Consider the following 13,682-nt stretch of genomic DNA (forward strand, 5'->3'; position numbering starts at 1 on the left):
TGGCAGATGGACTTTGAACGCCCCGCCTTTGTGCGGGGCGTTTTCATGTGCGTAACAGCAGAACGGATCGCCGGACCGATTGAAGAAAGTTGCATATGACGACGTGAGAGGCGCGCCCAAGCTGCGCACTCGATTCGGGACGGATATGACGATCGTCCCCGGTCATCACCCTGTCGATCATAGGAGTGGTTTGGATGAAGCGTCTGATGAGTACGCTGGCGACATCCCTGTTGGTGGTGGCGGCCGTCGCGCCGACCAACGCCGCAGCACCCAGCATCCACGTCGGTGCCATGTATGAGTATGTCGAGCCAGGCAAGGCGGCGCTGCTCAAGCGGGTGCGGAACACCGGTGATGCTACGGCGTTCGTGCGGGTGCAGATCAGTGAAGTCCGCTACCGGCCTGACGGTACGCATGAGGAACTGCCGGTGGAAACATCGGCCGGCGGGGCATCGCCCGGGCTGGTGGCCAGCCCGTCGCGATTGATCGTGCCCGCCCAGGGCCAGCAGGCCACGCGCCTGTTGGTGCAGGGTGATCGCAGTACCGAGCGCTACTACCGCGTCCGCTTCGTGCCGGTGCTGCCGCAGTCCGAAGATGAGTTCGCGCTGACCGATGCGCAGCGTGGTGACTATCGCAGGGAGCTGTCGGCCGGCGTCAACGTGCTCACGGGCTTTGGCGTGTTCGTGATCGTGCATCCCGACCAGGCGCGCTACGACGTGCGGACCGAGACCAGCGACTCCCACGTGAAGCTGCGTAATGCCGGCAACACCACCGTCGTACTCGACGACATCCGTCAGTGCAGCGCACAGGACAAGGCGGCCGAATGCTCGCCGTCGCGAAAGGTGCACCTGCTGCCAGCGCGCACCGAACGCTTCACCCGCAGTGCCGGGCATGTGCACCGCTTTCAGATCGTTGAGGGGGACAACCGCAGGGATGTCCTGCTCAGCCCCTAGGTTCCGCTTGGAACCACCGTCCCGTCGCCGGACTCCAGGCGACACCTTTCCACTCACGGAGATGTAATGACATGAGCTTCAAGAGCAACGTCCTGACCGCTGCGGCTGCGCTGATCCTCACCCCGGCCGCGATGGCGGCCACCGAACAGTTCCCGGTCCAGGTCACCGTTGAGGCGGTTGTGCCGTCGGCCAACGGCCTGCAGATCTCGCCGGTGGGCGACTGGGCGGGCCAGACGCAGAACATGCGTTGGAACATCGCCACGCAGCGTCTGGATCCGATCCAGCAGCAGATCGACATGAAGAGCGGCCTGGGCGCGATCCAGGCCTATCTGACCACCGACGCGGTGCTGACCAGTGCGGGTAACACCATCGACCTGACCGTAGCGGTTGCCGGCCAGGACCTTCAGGTCGGCGCCGCCAATGCGCTCGAAGTTGCCAGCCCGACCGAAGCTGCGGCCAGCAAGCGTGCAGCGGTTGCCATCACCGCAGCTGCACCCGCGGGCGAAAGCTACGTGCATGGCACCTACCAGGGCAACGTTTTCATGATGTTCGAAAGCGGCACCCCGTAATCCCGCGCGTTCGCCCATGTGTCACCCGGGCAGCTCCGGCTGCTGCAGGAGGGGCGCTCCCGCGCCCCTCCTTCCTGCACAGGAACAGCAATGTCCCCACGTCTGCTTCCCATCGCCACCGCCGTCATGTTCTATTGCAGCAGTGCAATGGCACAGGCTGCGCCGGCCGCCCTGGAAAGCCTCACCCTGCTGGACCAGGCGGGGGGGCTGCCCGATGACTTCCGTGACCATTTTTTCGACGTACCCCTGGTGGTACGGGTCGAACGCGATGGCCAGCATCTGGGCGATGCCCGTGCGGTGCTGACCCGTGAAAATACCCTGTCGCTGCTGGAATTCACCGACAGCCACGACAGCACCGAACCGGCCGCCGAACGCGAGCGCTGGTTGAAAGCGCTCGCTGCGCCGCGCCCGATGGGCGCCTGCACGCAGGCCTGCACGCACGGGCTGGTGCGCCTTCACTACAGCCTGGAGAGCTCGCTGCTGTCCATTGCAACCGAAAACGGTGGGCGCGCGGGCATGCAACCGCGGTACCTTGCGCTTCCCGAAGACGGCAGCCGTGGCTTGATCCTGCGCCACCAGCTCAACGCTTACGCGGGGCAGGGCATCGATGCGGCCGGCCGCTACGCGCTCGACGCGCGGGGCAGCCTGGGACAGTGGAGCCTGATGGGAAACTACCAGGTGGATCGCGGTGGCAATGAAGAGGGCGAGCTTCGCCACTCGGTGCAGAGCCTGTACGCGCAGCGCGAACTACGCGACACCTTCCTTCGCATGGGCTACTTCCTGCCCAACTTCCAGGGTGTTACCCGCCAGCCGCGCGCGCCCGGCTCGCTCAGCCACACCACAGTGGGCATGATGGCCGGCTCGTCCGACAGCCTGGCCATCGATTCGCGCGCGCCGAGCCTGTACCCGGTCTACGTCACCGCCAACCGCGAGGGCACGGTGGAAGTGTTCCGCGACGGCAGCCTGATCCTGACCCAGCCGCTGCAGCCGGGCCTGCAGGAGCTCGATACCCGGCGGCTGCCGGGCGGCATTTACGAGGTTGAACTGCGGGTGGTAGAGGACGGGCGCGATACCTCGCGCGAAACCACCGTGATCCACAAGCCGGGCAACTGGCGCGATCCGAGCCGCCGCTGGCGCTACAGTGTGTTCGCCGGTGTCCAGCACAGCCTGCTGGACAGCGTGGAGGACCCGAAGGCCGGTGCATTTGCCGCAGGCGGCATCGTCAACTACCTGGCCCATCCGCGTGCGATTGTCGGCCTGTCGGCCCAGCACCTGGGCGGCGAGAACACCTTTGCCGGCTCGCTTGACTGGCAGATCGACGACCGTGCAAATCTCTACACCAACGCCTATGCCGGCGAGCACGGCAATGGCGTGGACCTGCAGGGCCTGTGGCGCTACCGCCACGGCACGGTGATTGCCTCGCACAACCGCAGCTGGCAGGAACGACGCCGCCCCGCTGATGATGCCTTTCCGCCGTTGCGGCCGGGCGCCGAGGTGCCGCAGACGCGTTCGGGTTGGCTGCAGACCAGCGCGCTGAGCGTGAACCATCGCCTGGGCGACAGCAGCCACATTGCCGCGCGTGTGTCGCATCACTCCGGCGTCAGTAATGGCGTCGGCGTGGACCTGTCGTTCAGCCGGCGCCAGGCCCTGTCCGGCAGTGGTGCCACCTGGCGCGCGGCCGTCTTCGACCGCCCGGCCAATGTGAGCAGCGGCATGCGCCGCAATCGCGGTGTTGATCTCACGCTGAACATCGCGCTTGGCCGTGATGACCGCCGCTACAGCGGCAGCGTGGGCAGCCGCACCGCCACCGACGGCGGGCGCAGCCTGTATGCCAGTGCGGGTGTACAACAACGCTTCGAGCAGGGCCTGCTGCGCACCGTGGCCGGCCACGCCACGGTGGACGGCGACGGGCTGGGCCTGAGCAGCAACGCGCTGTTCGAACATCCGGCGCTGCGCGGTGACGTGCACGCGCAGCGTTCATCGCTGGGCGGCACCCTCGGCGGTGGCCTGAATCTGGAAAGCACCATGGCCATCGGGGGCGGCAAGCTGGCGATCGCCGGTGCAGGGCAGGTAATCAGCACCGATACCGGCATGATCGTGGACGTGAGCTCGGAGCTGCCCGATGTAGCGCTGCGCGCGCACGACAGCCGAGGCGGTTCGTACGTGCTGTACCCGGGCCGCAATTTCCTGCCCGTCACCGCCTACCGCACGGGCACCCTGCAGATCGATTTCGACGGCCGCGCCGCGCCGGCCGCGAGCATCCAGCCAGCCAGCCTGGGCTACCACCTCAACAGGGGTGGGGTGGCCTACGGCAAGGTGGCAGTACTCAGTACCTTTACCGTGATGGGCCACCTCAGGGATGCCGCCGGCGAGCCGCTGGCCGGCGCGCACGTGATCAACCACGCCGGACGCAGCGTGGCCGAGGCCGATGGGTTCTTCGCGCTGGAAATGAGCGCAACGGCACCCAACCTGGAAGTGCGCCACCCGAAGGTGGCTGGCTGCAGCTTCGCGCTCGACGGCACCACCACCCGCCCGGACGGCGACACATGGTTGGCCGGCATCCTGCAGTGCCCGCCATCCAGTCTCACCCACGCGCAGTCCGAAGCGGCAGCGTCGATTGCCGGAGCCATGCCATGACCTCCCTCATCCGATTCATTGCCGTGCCGCGCCGGCGCCTGCTGGTTCTGTGCGCGCTGTGGCTGCTGGCAGCTGGTGCCCAAGCGGCCGACATCCTCATCACGGCGGAGTTCAAGCCCAGCATCATCAATCCTGACAAGCGCGAGTTCGTGAACACCACGCCGTGGTCCGGGGTGTGCGTAGGCACCCACCTGCAGGCCTGCATCAACAACAACTGGTGGAGTATCGACACCAGGATCCGAGGCACCAAGCAGGCCATCCGCGAGCACAACTACGGGCCCAACGGGTTCTATATCGGCATGCCGGCTGCACGCACCGTGCGGGTAACGTCCGACGACAGAGCGCATACGTTCGACCTCGGGTTCAACATCATCGGTGCCGCCATGCGGCTGGTGGACGAGGATCGGGATGGGCCGTCCGAGCCGGCGTCGGTGGGCAATCCAAGGAACTGCGACAGAGGGCTGTCAAACGCGAGTGCGCAGAATCGCAGCACCATGCGGATGCTCCTCCGGCGGGACGGGGGCGAAGGCGTGGTGGCGTGTTCGCTGCACTGGCAGGAAACCAACAACTACCTGATGACCGAGTTCGATTTCACCTACAAGCTCACGACACCGCAGCCGCTGGGAATGCCCAGCGGGCTGTACCGTGGCGTCACCACGTTCCGGGTGGGTGGCACCGGTGAGGGAGCGGATTTTGATCTTGGAAACGGTGTGGCGCTGGACGACAACATCGTCAACGTGCACTTCGAGCTGACGGTGCACCATCCGTTCGAGCTGGAGCTTCCGCCAGGGAGCGACCGTGCGGTGCTCGCGCCCAGAGACGGGTGGACGCAATGGAGCGACCATGGCATTGCGCCCCGCGCGTTGGAGCGCGAACTGCCGTTCACGGTCAGCAGTTCCGGCCAGTTCAGCGTGTCGCTGCAGTGCCAGTATCCGCTTCCCGATGGACGCTGCGCCATCCGCAGCCTCTCTGACGAAGCAGAGCAGGCGCCCCTCGACATCCAGCTGACGCTGCCGGGGTTCCGCGTTGCGGCATCCGGCACGGACGCGGTGGGCTTGCCGCTGACCACGACGATGTCGCCGCCGATCTTCACCACCGACTCGCTGGCTGTACGGCGGCCGTCCCGGTTGCACTTCGCCCTAAAGGGAGACGCGCTGGCCCGGATGCTCCAGCGTCCGGGTAGCCACTACCGCGGTGACGTGACCGTGATCTTCGATGCGGACCCGTGACGTAACGGCGATGCGACCACAGCGTGACGACGGCAGGGCGTTGTTCTGAACTGTTTACGTAGGTGCCCGTTCCGTCTATGCAGGCGGCGTTGGGCGCACGCGGAGGTAACGCATTGAACCCTAGTGTTGCTTTACCGGCATCACTTTCGACGCCGAGCATCGGAGAAACGTCATGGGTAACCAGCAGAATCCGCAGCAGGGCCAGCAGAACCAGCAGAACCAGCAGAACCAGAAAGATCAGCAGCGCCAGGGCCAGCAGCAACAGCAGGACCAGAACCAGAAAGGCGAGCGCAACCAGCAGGGCGGCCAGCAGGAAGAAGAAGAATAAGCTGCTGTCCGAACGGAATGATCCACCGTCCGGCCTTGTGGCCGGACTTTTCGTTTGTGGGGTCACGACCACCGGCCGTGTGCCCGTCACGACCAGCGGCCGTGTGCTCGTCACGACCAACGGTCGTGACCTACCGCTGTGGGTGGCTGGGAGGCAAGTGATACCCATTCGCATTTGAGGTATGCTGGGGCGGTTGCCTTGCTCTGAGCGCTGCCTGACGTGCTTTCCAGCCTGATACCTGTTTTCTCTCATTGGTTGCGCAGCGCTGGCGTTGCCGCAGTACTGGGCGTGGTCGGGATGGCGCCGGTTGCCGCCCAGCAACGCAATCCGTTGCAGAAGGTCGGCCAAACCGTGCTTGACCAGCCGGCGCAGAGCTATCGATTCGAACGTTTCGTGATTGAGAGCGGCGAGCCCGCCCGGCGCTGGCGCGTCAATGTCGGCGTGCCTGTGCGGACGGCCTCCGCTCCAGCGCCGGTGCTGTACATGCTGGATGGCAATGCGGCGGCCATGGTGTTCGACCAGGCCTTGTTGAGCGACCTGGCCGCGCATGCTGCGCCGGTGTTGGTATTCATCGGCTACGACAACGACCTGCGCATCGATTCACCGGCGCGCACGCTCGACTACACCGCCTGGGTGGATACGGCCGATGATGGGAACGGCACCCCGCAGTCCAGTGGCGGCGGCGCCAGCGCGTTCCTCGATGTGATCCAGCAGCGGATCAAGCCCGAGGTAGAGCGCCGTGCCCGGGTGGACACGCAGCAGCAATCACTCTGGGGCCATTCGCTGGGCGGGCTCTTCGTGCTCAGCACGCTGTACACGCAGCCAACCGCGTTCCAGCAGTACGTGAGCGCCAGTCCCTCGTTGTGGTGGAGCCAGGGCGCGCCGCAGGGCGCGATGGAGCAGGCCTTCATTGCGCATCCCGCACCGGCAAAGGTGTGGTTGATGCTGGGCGGTGATGAGCGCAGTGGCAACCGCGGCGTGCGCGACATGAGCAACCCGCGCGTGGTCGCCCACCTGCGCCGCATTGGCGCGGCCACCCCGGATGCGGCGCACGCGCTCAGCACACGGCTGGCGAAGGTTCCGGGCCTGGAGGTGACGTATCGCGAGTTTCCTGGCCTCGGCCACGGTCCGATGCTGCCGGCATCGTTGAAGGCGACCCTTGCCGCGCTCTACGGCGTGACCGAGTGATCTTTCCCACACCCAGGCAAGGCCCCGTGCCGCCGCAGCGATGCGGCCATGCCAAGGCAACCCTTGTGACGCGCGCGTTCTGCGCGCCCCTACAGACGGAGTCTGCCATGTCCCGATTGGTTTCCCTCACCCGCGTTGTTGCATTGGCCGTGGCCTTGTCGCTGGTTACCGGCGCCCTGTCCGCACAGCCGGTATTCGATGCACCCGCCAGCGGCTTCCGCGGCAAGGTCAGCGCCCGCAATGAGAATGTGATTCCCGGCAGCACTGCGGAAGTTGCCGGCCGCGCGTTCGTGCCGGGCCAACAGGTCACCCTGCTGCGCGGTGAGACCGTGCTCAATGCCACCCCGGTGGTGGTCGACGCACAGGGTAACTTCAAGGCCAGCGTCAAGGTCCCGGTCGATGCGGTGCCCGGCCAGCACCCGGTCGTGGTGCGCGCCAGCCAGCCGGCTGCGGCCACCGTGGTTGCCCTGCGGGTGTCGCCGAACCTGCCGCTGAGCGGCCAGCAGGCGTTCCAGCAGGGCGCGGGCAAGCTGGTGCAGGGGCTGTACCAGAGCGCTTACAGCGCCGGCAGCAACGCGCTGTTCGTGACCTCGGCGGTGGGTCGCCCGCCAGTGACCCAGTCGCAGCTGCTCAAGGTGGACCCGGCGACGCTGAAGGTGGTCAAGGCGATCACCCCGGCGCAGGTACCCGGTGCCAAGGGCGGCAGCGTGTTCGCCGTTTACGGCGTGGGCGTGGATGATGCCAATGGCACGGTGTGGGTCAGCAATACCCGCCAGGACACCGTGGCGGTGTACCGCCAGTCGGATCTGTCGCTGGTGCATCAGTTCCCGGCCGGCGCGGTGCCGCATGCGCGCGACGTGGTGGTGGATGCCAAGCGCGGCAAGGTGTTCGCGTCGGCCGCCGGCGAAGACCATCTGTCGGTGTTCGATGCGAAAAGCTTCAAGGCACTGGCGCCGATCACGCTGGCCTCGGGCGTGGATGATGGGAAGTTCGTCCCGATGAGCCTGGCGCTTGATGAAGCCAGCGGCAAGCTGTTCACGGTGAGCATCGGCACGCCCGAGGCGGCGGTGATCGATGTTGCCAGCGGCAAGGTCGAGAAGGTCATCGACCTCGGCAATTCGATCAGCGCCTCCGGGGTAGCCTTCGACGGCAGGCGCAACCGCCTGTACGTGGCCTCGCAGGGCACCGACAACCTGCTCATCGTCGATGTCGCCACTGGCAACGTGCTGCACGATGTACCAGTGGGTGCCGGTGCCCTGAACGTGGCGTTCGAACCGGTGTCCGGCCTGGCCTATGTCACCAATCGCGGCGCCGGCACGGTGACCGTGGTGGATGGCGACGGCAAGGTGGTGGGCAACCTGGACGGCGGCACCTTCCCGAACCATGTGCGCGAAGACGGCAAGGGCAACGTGTTCGCGGTCAACAAGTCGCGCGGCGCGGAAGACCCGAAGGGCGACCGCATCACCCGCATCACCCCGACCCGCCGTTGATGCACCTCGCGCGCGGGGCAGCGGCCCTGCGCGCACCTGATTGGAGAACTACATGTCGAGATCCTTGACCGCACGCCACGGCGTACTCGTGCTTGGGCTGGCTGCCGCGCTCACTGCCTGCGGCGGCAAACCTGCGCAGACGGCGGCGCAGCCCGATGCGGCGCCACAGGCGGCCGGCGCAGCCGATGCTTCAACGCTTGCCGCGCTGCCCCAGGGCTGGCTGCGGTTGGCGGGCACGGATGTGCCGTCCAGCGCCAACCTCACCCCCGTGCTGCCGGCAACGGTGACCTCCGATGACGGTGAACTGGTGACGGTGGAAGACGCCTCGCGCATCGTGGCCGGAGGCGACGATGTCATCGCGGTGATCGAAGCGCTGGGCATGGGCGGGCAGGTGTATGCCGCGCCGCTGCGTTCGGCGACCGACGCCGGGCGCAAGGCGCCGAAGCAGTTCCTGTTCAACCGCACCACCGGCGTGGAGGGCGTGCTGAGCCTGGAAGGGACGCTGTTCCTGGGCAACAGCCTGCGCCGGCACACCGAGCTGGCGAAGAAACTGCGCGGTGCGGGTGAGGCGGCCGTGGTGATCGATGACCTGCAGCCGGCACCGGACAAGGTGCGCAAGGTGGCGGCCGCGCTGGGCGTGGCCGAGGCCGGTAACGCGCTGGCAACGCAGGTGCAGGCGCAATTGGAGGAAGCCGCCGTGATCGCATCGAGCAGCAAGGTGCACCCGCGGGTGATCCATCTTTCCGCGACCGGCGCTGGCGGCGCGCCGACCGTGGCGGGCGCCGACAGTGCCTCGGGCAAGCTGATCGGGTTGGCCGGTGGCGTGAACATCGGCACCGAAGCGGGCGTGGCCAACTATTCCGCGCTGAGCAATGAAGGCGTGGTGGCCGCAGCGCCCGAGGTCATCCTGGTGACCGAAAACGATCTGCAGTTGTTCGGTGGTGAGGCGGGCCTGTGGAAGGCCTACCCGACGTTGAAACAGACCCCGGCCGGTGCGGCCAACCGGGTGTGGGTGATGCCGGACGTGCAGTTGAAGGCGGCCAGCGTGGGCTCGGGCAGTGGTGCGGTGGCCTTGGCCAAGGCGCTGGCGGCACTGCCGTCGCCGTGAGCAGGACGCTGTGATGGTCGGCATTACGCGCAGACGGGCAGGCGGATGGGTGCTGGCGATGATGGCGCTCGCCCTGCTGGGTGCGATCCTCGCCTCGTTCGCGGTCGGGCCGCTGCGCCTTCCACCGCTGGAGGTGGTGCAGGCTGTGGCGGTCAAGCTGGGCATGCTCGACCCCGCGCAGGTCAGCCAGCGCGACATGGCGGTGGTCTGGAACCTGCGCATTCCACGTGCGCTCTTGGGCGCGCTGGTGGGCGCATCGCTGGCGATGGCCGGGGCGAGCCTGCAGGGTCTGTTCGGCAATCCGCTGGCCGACCCGGGCATTGTGGGCGTGACCCAGGGCGCGGCGCTCGGCGCAGTGGCGGCCATCGTGCTGGGTGCGGGTAGCGTGGGCGGCTGGACGCTGCCACTGGCGGCGTTCGCCGGCGGTACGGCGGCGATCAGCCTGACCTATGCGCTGGCGCGGCCCGGGCGCAACACGGGCACGGCGACGCTGCTGCTGGTGGGCATCGCGATGGCGGCCTTCTGCTCGGCGGCAATCGGCTTCCTGACCTACATCGCCAGCGAAAGCGAGCTGCAGTCGCTGGTGTTCTGGCAGATGGGCTCGTTGGCGCAGGCCGACTGGCCCGATCTGGCAGCGGCGTTGCCGGTGTTCGTGCTGGGTACGTTCGCGCTGCTGCGGTTGGCCACGCCGCTGGACATGCTGGCGCTGGGGGAGCGCCAGGCGCAGCACCTGGGGCTGGACGTGAAGCGCACGCGGTTGAAGCTGATTGCGTTCAGCGCGCTGCTGGTGGGCGCGGCCGTGGCGTTCGCCGGTTCCATCGGGTTCGTGGGGCTGGTGGTGCCGCACGTGGTGCGGATGCTGGTGGGCCCCGGGCACCGCTGGTTGCTGCCGGTCTCGGCGGTCACCGGTGCGCTGTTGATCGTGGTCGCCGATACCGCCGCACGTACGCTGGACCCGCCCGCGGAGATTCCGCTGGGCTTGTTCTCGGCCGCATTGGGTGCACCGTTCTTCCTGTGGCTGGTGCTGCACCAGCGCCGGAGCGGCGGAGTATGAGCGCACCGTTCCTGCAACTGGATGGCGTGGGCGTTCGTTTCGGTGAGCGGTCTATCCTGCACGACATCCACCTGGGGTTTGTGCCGGGCACGGTGACGGCGCTGGTCGGGCCGAACGGGGCGGGCAAGTCGACCTTGCTGGCGGTGGCCAGTGGCGACGTCGAGGCCGATTCCGGCCAGGTGATCCTTCACGACAGGCCGATCGCCCACTGGAAGGCGATGGCGCTGGCGCGCGAGCGGGCGGTGATGCCGCAGGACCATGCCGTGCGCTTTGCGTTCACGGTGGACGAGGTGGTGGCGATGGGGCGGTTGCCGCACCCGGCCGATGCGTTGCGCGATGCGGCGCGGGTGGAACAGTCGCTGGGCCAAGCCGAAATGGTGGGGCTGCGGCGGCGCGAGGTGCAGACGTTGTCCGGCGGTGAGGCGGCGCGGGCGACGTTCGCGCGGGTGCTCACCCAGGACACGCCATTGTTGCTGCTCGATGAGCCGACTGCGGCGCTGGACCTGCGCCACCAGGAGCGCACGCTGCGTGCGGTGCGGCAGCTGGCCGATAGCGGCGCGTGCGTGATCGTGGTGTTGCACGATCTGAACCTGGCGGCGGGGTACGCCGACCGCATCGTGCTGCTGGAGCAGGGCAGGGTGGCTGCCGATGGCACGCCGGACCAGGTGCTGACCCGCGAGCACATCGAGCGGGTGTACCAGCAGCCCGTTCTGGTGCTGCGGCATCCGCAGCGGGATGTTCCGCTGGTGGTGGTGGCGGACGTCGACCGGTGATGCGGTAAGGCCTTCTCCGGCCGGGGTCATGCGTTACCGCGCCGATGTTCGTTACGGGCCCTCGTGCGGGAACCGACGCTACCAGCCGAAGGTTGCGGTCGCTGTCACCGTGCGGCCGCTGCCGTAATAGCACGACGACACACCCGTACACGTTGACACATACCGCTTGTCCGCCAGGTTGCTGGCGTTGAGCGCGAGCTTCACTGACGTGTTGCCGAACTGACCCACGTCGTAGCGGATGGCCGCGTCAAACAGCGTGTACGACGGAATGCGGTACAGGTTGGCGCTGTCGCCGTAGCTCACGCCGTTGTAGCGCGCGCCAGCCGCCAGGCTCACGCCACGTAGCGCACCGGCCTGGAAGGTGTAGTCGGCCCAGAACGAGGCAGTGTAGTCGGGCACCATGGCCAGCTGTTTGCCCTTGTAAGCCGACGACACCAGCATTTCCGAGTCCATGCGTGAGGCCGCACCGATCAGGCTCAGCCCCTCGATGGGGGTGATGCGCCCTTCCAGCTCGATGCCGCGTACGCGGCCTTCGTCGCCCTGGATCGAGCAGATCGCGGTACCCGTTGCACCACAGTTGCGGTGGCTGGCTACAGGGTCATCGACAATCATGTTCTGCTGGCGCAGGTCGTATACGGCCAGGGTTATCAGTCCATCCGCGCTGGCCGGCTGGTATTTCAGGCCCGCTTCCCACTGCGACCCGGTCACCGGGTCGAACGCGGTCCGGGTGAAGCTGTCCAATGGCGACCTGGTGGAGGGCTGGAAGGATTCGGCATAGCTGACATACGGGGTCAGGCCGCTGTCGAACACATACAGCACGCCGGCACGGCCGGTGAACGCTTCGTTCTTGATCACGTTGTGCGCACCCGGCTGCGAGATGCCGGTGGCGATGTTGCGCGTGGCGCTCAGCGTGTCGTCCTTGGTCCAGTCGTACCGACCACCCAGGGTCAGGCGCCAGTTGCCGGCGGCCAGCTGATCCTGCAGGTACACGCCGCTCTGCCGGTTGATACCGGCGGTGGGCGTTTCGGTGGTCACGGCGGGCTGGTACGGGTAGTAGACCGGGTCGAAGATGTCGATCGCGCGCGGATTGCTCATCGCGCTGCGCACGCCTTGCCAGTCCGCGCGTTGCCAATCCCAGCCCAGCAGCACGGTGTGGTCTACCGCGCCGGTGCTGAAACGCGCCTGCAGGCGCGTGTCGAAGGTATCGCCGTCCGAATCGCCGGTGCCCTGCACGCCACGCCGGTTCTGGGTGCGGCCGTCGGCATTGAGCGCGCCGAAGGTGACCACGCCGCGGTACAGCGAATCCACATGGGTGCGGCGTGCGTTCTGGGTCAGTGTGAGGTGGTCGTTGAACCGGTGTTCGAACATCCAGCCGGCCGTCCACAGCGTGCGGTCGAAGGTGTTCCAGTCGGGCTGTCCGATGAACGTGCTGTTCTTCATATGGCCATGGGGCGTGGCGTCGAGCGTGCCGGCCATCGGCAGGAACTGGTAGGTGGAGCCGCCGTCGTCCTTCTGGTACATGCCCAGCAGGGTGAGACGGGTGCGTTCGGCGATCTGCCAGGTGTAGCTGGGCGCGAGGAACCAGTGTTCCTGCGCCGTGTGCTTGATCTGGGTGTCGCCATCGCGGTAAAGGCCGACCAGACGCAGCAGGTGCGTGTTGTCGCCGCGGCCGGTGCCAACATCGAAAGCCGCGTTGTACTGGCCGTTGGCATCCACGCCCAGGCGCAGCAGCTGCTGCTGGTCCGGGGTGGGGGTCTTGCTGACCTGGTTGACCATGCCGCCAGGCGCGACCTGGCCGTACATCACGGCGGACGGACCCTTCAGGACTTCCACCCGCTCCAGGTTCCAGCTGTCGAACATGCTGCGGTTCCACTGGCTGCCCTGCGGCGCGCGCATGCCATCCAGGGTTACGTTGTTGGCCCAGCTGCCGGCATCGAAGCCGCGGATGCGGAAGTCGTCCACGCGGTTGTCGATGCCGCTGCTTTCCAGGCTCACGCCCGCCACATAGCGCATCGCATCGTTGAGCGACTGCACGCCGCGCGCATCCAGTTCGGCGCGTTCGATCACCGCCACCGACTGCGGCGTTTCGGCAATGCTGGTACTGGTCCTGGTGGCGCCGCTGGTGCTGTTGGCTGCGCGGTAGGCGTTGACCTGGACTGCATCCAGGGCGGTGGGCGTCTGTGCGAAGGCGGCAGGTGCGGCGGCGCTGGCGATGCAGCAGGCGATGGCCAGCAGGTTGGGATGCAACCTGCGGAAGGAAGCGGGGGAGGAGGTCATGTACTGCCCGTGTCGGGGTCGTCGCAGAGCGACGTTGACTCGCCATTTTAAAGACTTTTGCGTTGAATGCAATTGCGAC

Annotated in this window: 11 protein-coding genes; 10 read left to right on the forward strand and 1 reads right to left on the reverse strand. The window is 67.1% G+C overall.

The window, feature by feature from the left end:
- Positions 1–194: 194 nt before the first annotated feature.
- The 10 genes from ACGFZ3_RS05460 to ACGFZ3_RS05505 all read left to right on the forward strand — a co-directional run bounded on the left by ACGFZ3_RS05460 (position 195) and on the right by ACGFZ3_RS05505 (position 11,326).
- A complete protein-coding gene (locus ACGFZ3_RS05460; RefSeq protein WP_392917421.1) occupies positions 195–950 on the forward strand; it encodes a CS1 fimbrial subunit B flags: Precursor in 756 nt (251 codons plus the stop codon).
- Between the two features lie 71 nt (positions 951–1,021).
- A complete protein-coding gene (locus ACGFZ3_RS05465; RefSeq protein ID WP_392917424.1) occupies positions 1,022–1,519 on the forward strand; it encodes a CS1 type fimbrial major subunit in 498 nt (165 codons plus the stop codon).
- Positions 1,520–1,609: 90 nt separating this feature from the next.
- A complete protein-coding gene (locus ACGFZ3_RS05470; RefSeq protein WP_392917427.1) occupies positions 1,610–4,156 on the forward strand; it encodes a TcfC E-set like domain-containing protein in 2,547 nt (848 codons plus the stop codon).
- A 23-nt stretch (positions 4,157–4,179) separates the two neighbouring features.
- Positions 4,180–5,385 carry a hypothetical protein gene (locus ACGFZ3_RS05475; RefSeq protein ID WP_392917430.1) on the forward strand — a complete coding sequence of 402 codons (1,206 nt, stop codon included), beginning with the start codon at positions 4,180–4,182 and terminating at the stop codon, positions 5,383–5,385.
- A 172-nt stretch (positions 5,386–5,557) separates the two neighbouring features.
- The gene (locus ACGFZ3_RS05480; RefSeq protein WP_392917434.1) at positions 5,558–5,713 is read left to right on the forward strand and encodes a hypothetical protein; all 156 of its coding nucleotides are present in this window, start codon (positions 5,558–5,560) and stop codon (positions 5,711–5,713) included.
- Positions 5,714–6,010: 297 nt separating this feature from the next.
- On the forward strand, positions 6,011–6,901 hold the full coding sequence (locus tag ACGFZ3_RS05485; RefSeq protein ID WP_392917616.1) for an alpha/beta hydrolase: 891 nt from the start codon (positions 6,011–6,013) through the stop codon (positions 6,899–6,901).
- A gap of 107 nt (positions 6,902–7,008) precedes the next feature.
- Positions 7,009–8,391 (forward strand): YncE family protein, encoded by a 1,383-nt coding sequence (locus ACGFZ3_RS05490; protein ID WP_392917437.1) that lies wholly within the window; start codon positions 7,009–7,011, stop codon positions 8,389–8,391.
- 52 nt (positions 8,392–8,443) lie between these two features.
- A complete protein-coding gene (locus ACGFZ3_RS05495) occupies positions 8,444–9,499 on the forward strand; it encodes a hemin ABC transporter substrate-binding protein (protein WP_392917440.1) in 1,056 nt (351 codons plus the stop codon).
- A 58-nt stretch (positions 9,500–9,557) separates the two neighbouring features.
- Positions 9,558–10,553 carry a FecCD family ABC transporter permease gene (locus ACGFZ3_RS05500; protein WP_392917443.1) on the forward strand — a complete coding sequence of 332 codons (996 nt, stop codon included), beginning with the start codon at positions 9,558–9,560 and terminating at the stop codon, positions 10,551–10,553.
- The gene (locus tag ACGFZ3_RS05505; RefSeq protein WP_392917446.1) at positions 10,550–11,326 is read left to right on the forward strand and encodes a heme ABC transporter ATP-binding protein; all 777 of its coding nucleotides are present in this window, start codon (positions 10,550–10,552) and stop codon (positions 11,324–11,326) included. The genes ACGFZ3_RS05500 and ACGFZ3_RS05505 overlap by 4 nt, the downstream gene beginning before the upstream one ends.
- A 78-nt stretch (positions 11,327–11,404) precedes the next feature.
- On the opposite strand, the gene ACGFZ3_RS05510 is transcribed toward ACGFZ3_RS05505, so the two are convergent.
- Complete coding sequence (locus tag ACGFZ3_RS05510; RefSeq protein WP_392917449.1) at positions 11,405–13,603, reverse strand: TonB-dependent siderophore receptor; 2,199 nt, start codon at positions 13,601–13,603, stop codon at positions 11,405–11,407.
- Positions 13,604–13,682: the final 79 nt, after the last annotated feature.

The organism is Stenotrophomonas sp. NPDC047960 (genome assembly GCF_043204395.1).
Taxonomy (GTDB): Bacteria; Pseudomonadota; Gammaproteobacteria; order Xanthomonadales; family Xanthomonadaceae; genus Stenotrophomonas.

Bases quoted from the DNA above. Each gene is read 5' to 3' on its own strand.
- ACGFZ3_RS05485 (WP_392917616.1), top strand. From the start codon at position 6,011: ATGGCGCCGGTTGCCGCCCAGCAACGCAATCCGTTGCAGAAGGTCGGC.
- ACGFZ3_RS05490 (WP_392917437.1), top strand. From the start codon at position 7,009: ATGTCCCGATTGGTTTCCCTCACCCGCGTTGTTGCATTGGCCGTGGCC.
- ACGFZ3_RS05505 (WP_392917446.1), top strand. From the start codon at position 10,550: ATGAGCGCACCGTTCCTGCAACTGGATGGCGTGGGCGTTCGTTTCGGT.
- ACGFZ3_RS05470 (WP_392917427.1), top strand. From the start codon at position 1,610: ATGTCCCCACGTCTGCTTCCCATCGCCACCGCCGTCATGTTCTATTGC.
- ACGFZ3_RS05465 (WP_392917424.1), top strand. From the start codon at position 1,022: ATGAGCTTCAAGAGCAACGTCCTGACCGCTGCGGCTGCGCTGATCCTC.
- ACGFZ3_RS05500 (WP_392917443.1), top strand. From the start codon at position 9,558: ATGATGGCGCTCGCCCTGCTGGGTGCGATCCTCGCCTCGTTCGCGGTC.
- ACGFZ3_RS05460 (WP_392917421.1), top strand. From the start codon at position 195: ATGAAGCGTCTGATGAGTACGCTGGCGACATCCCTGTTGGTGGTGGCG.
- ACGFZ3_RS05495 (WP_392917440.1), top strand. From the start codon at position 8,444: ATGTCGAGATCCTTGACCGCACGCCACGGCGTACTCGTGCTTGGGCTG.
- ACGFZ3_RS05480 (WP_392917434.1), top strand. From the start codon at position 5,558: ATGGGTAACCAGCAGAATCCGCAGCAGGGCCAGCAGAACCAGCAGAAC.
- ACGFZ3_RS05510 (WP_392917449.1), bottom strand. From the start codon at position 13,603: ATGACCTCCTCCCCCGCTTCCTTCCGCAGGTTGCATCCCAACCTGCTG.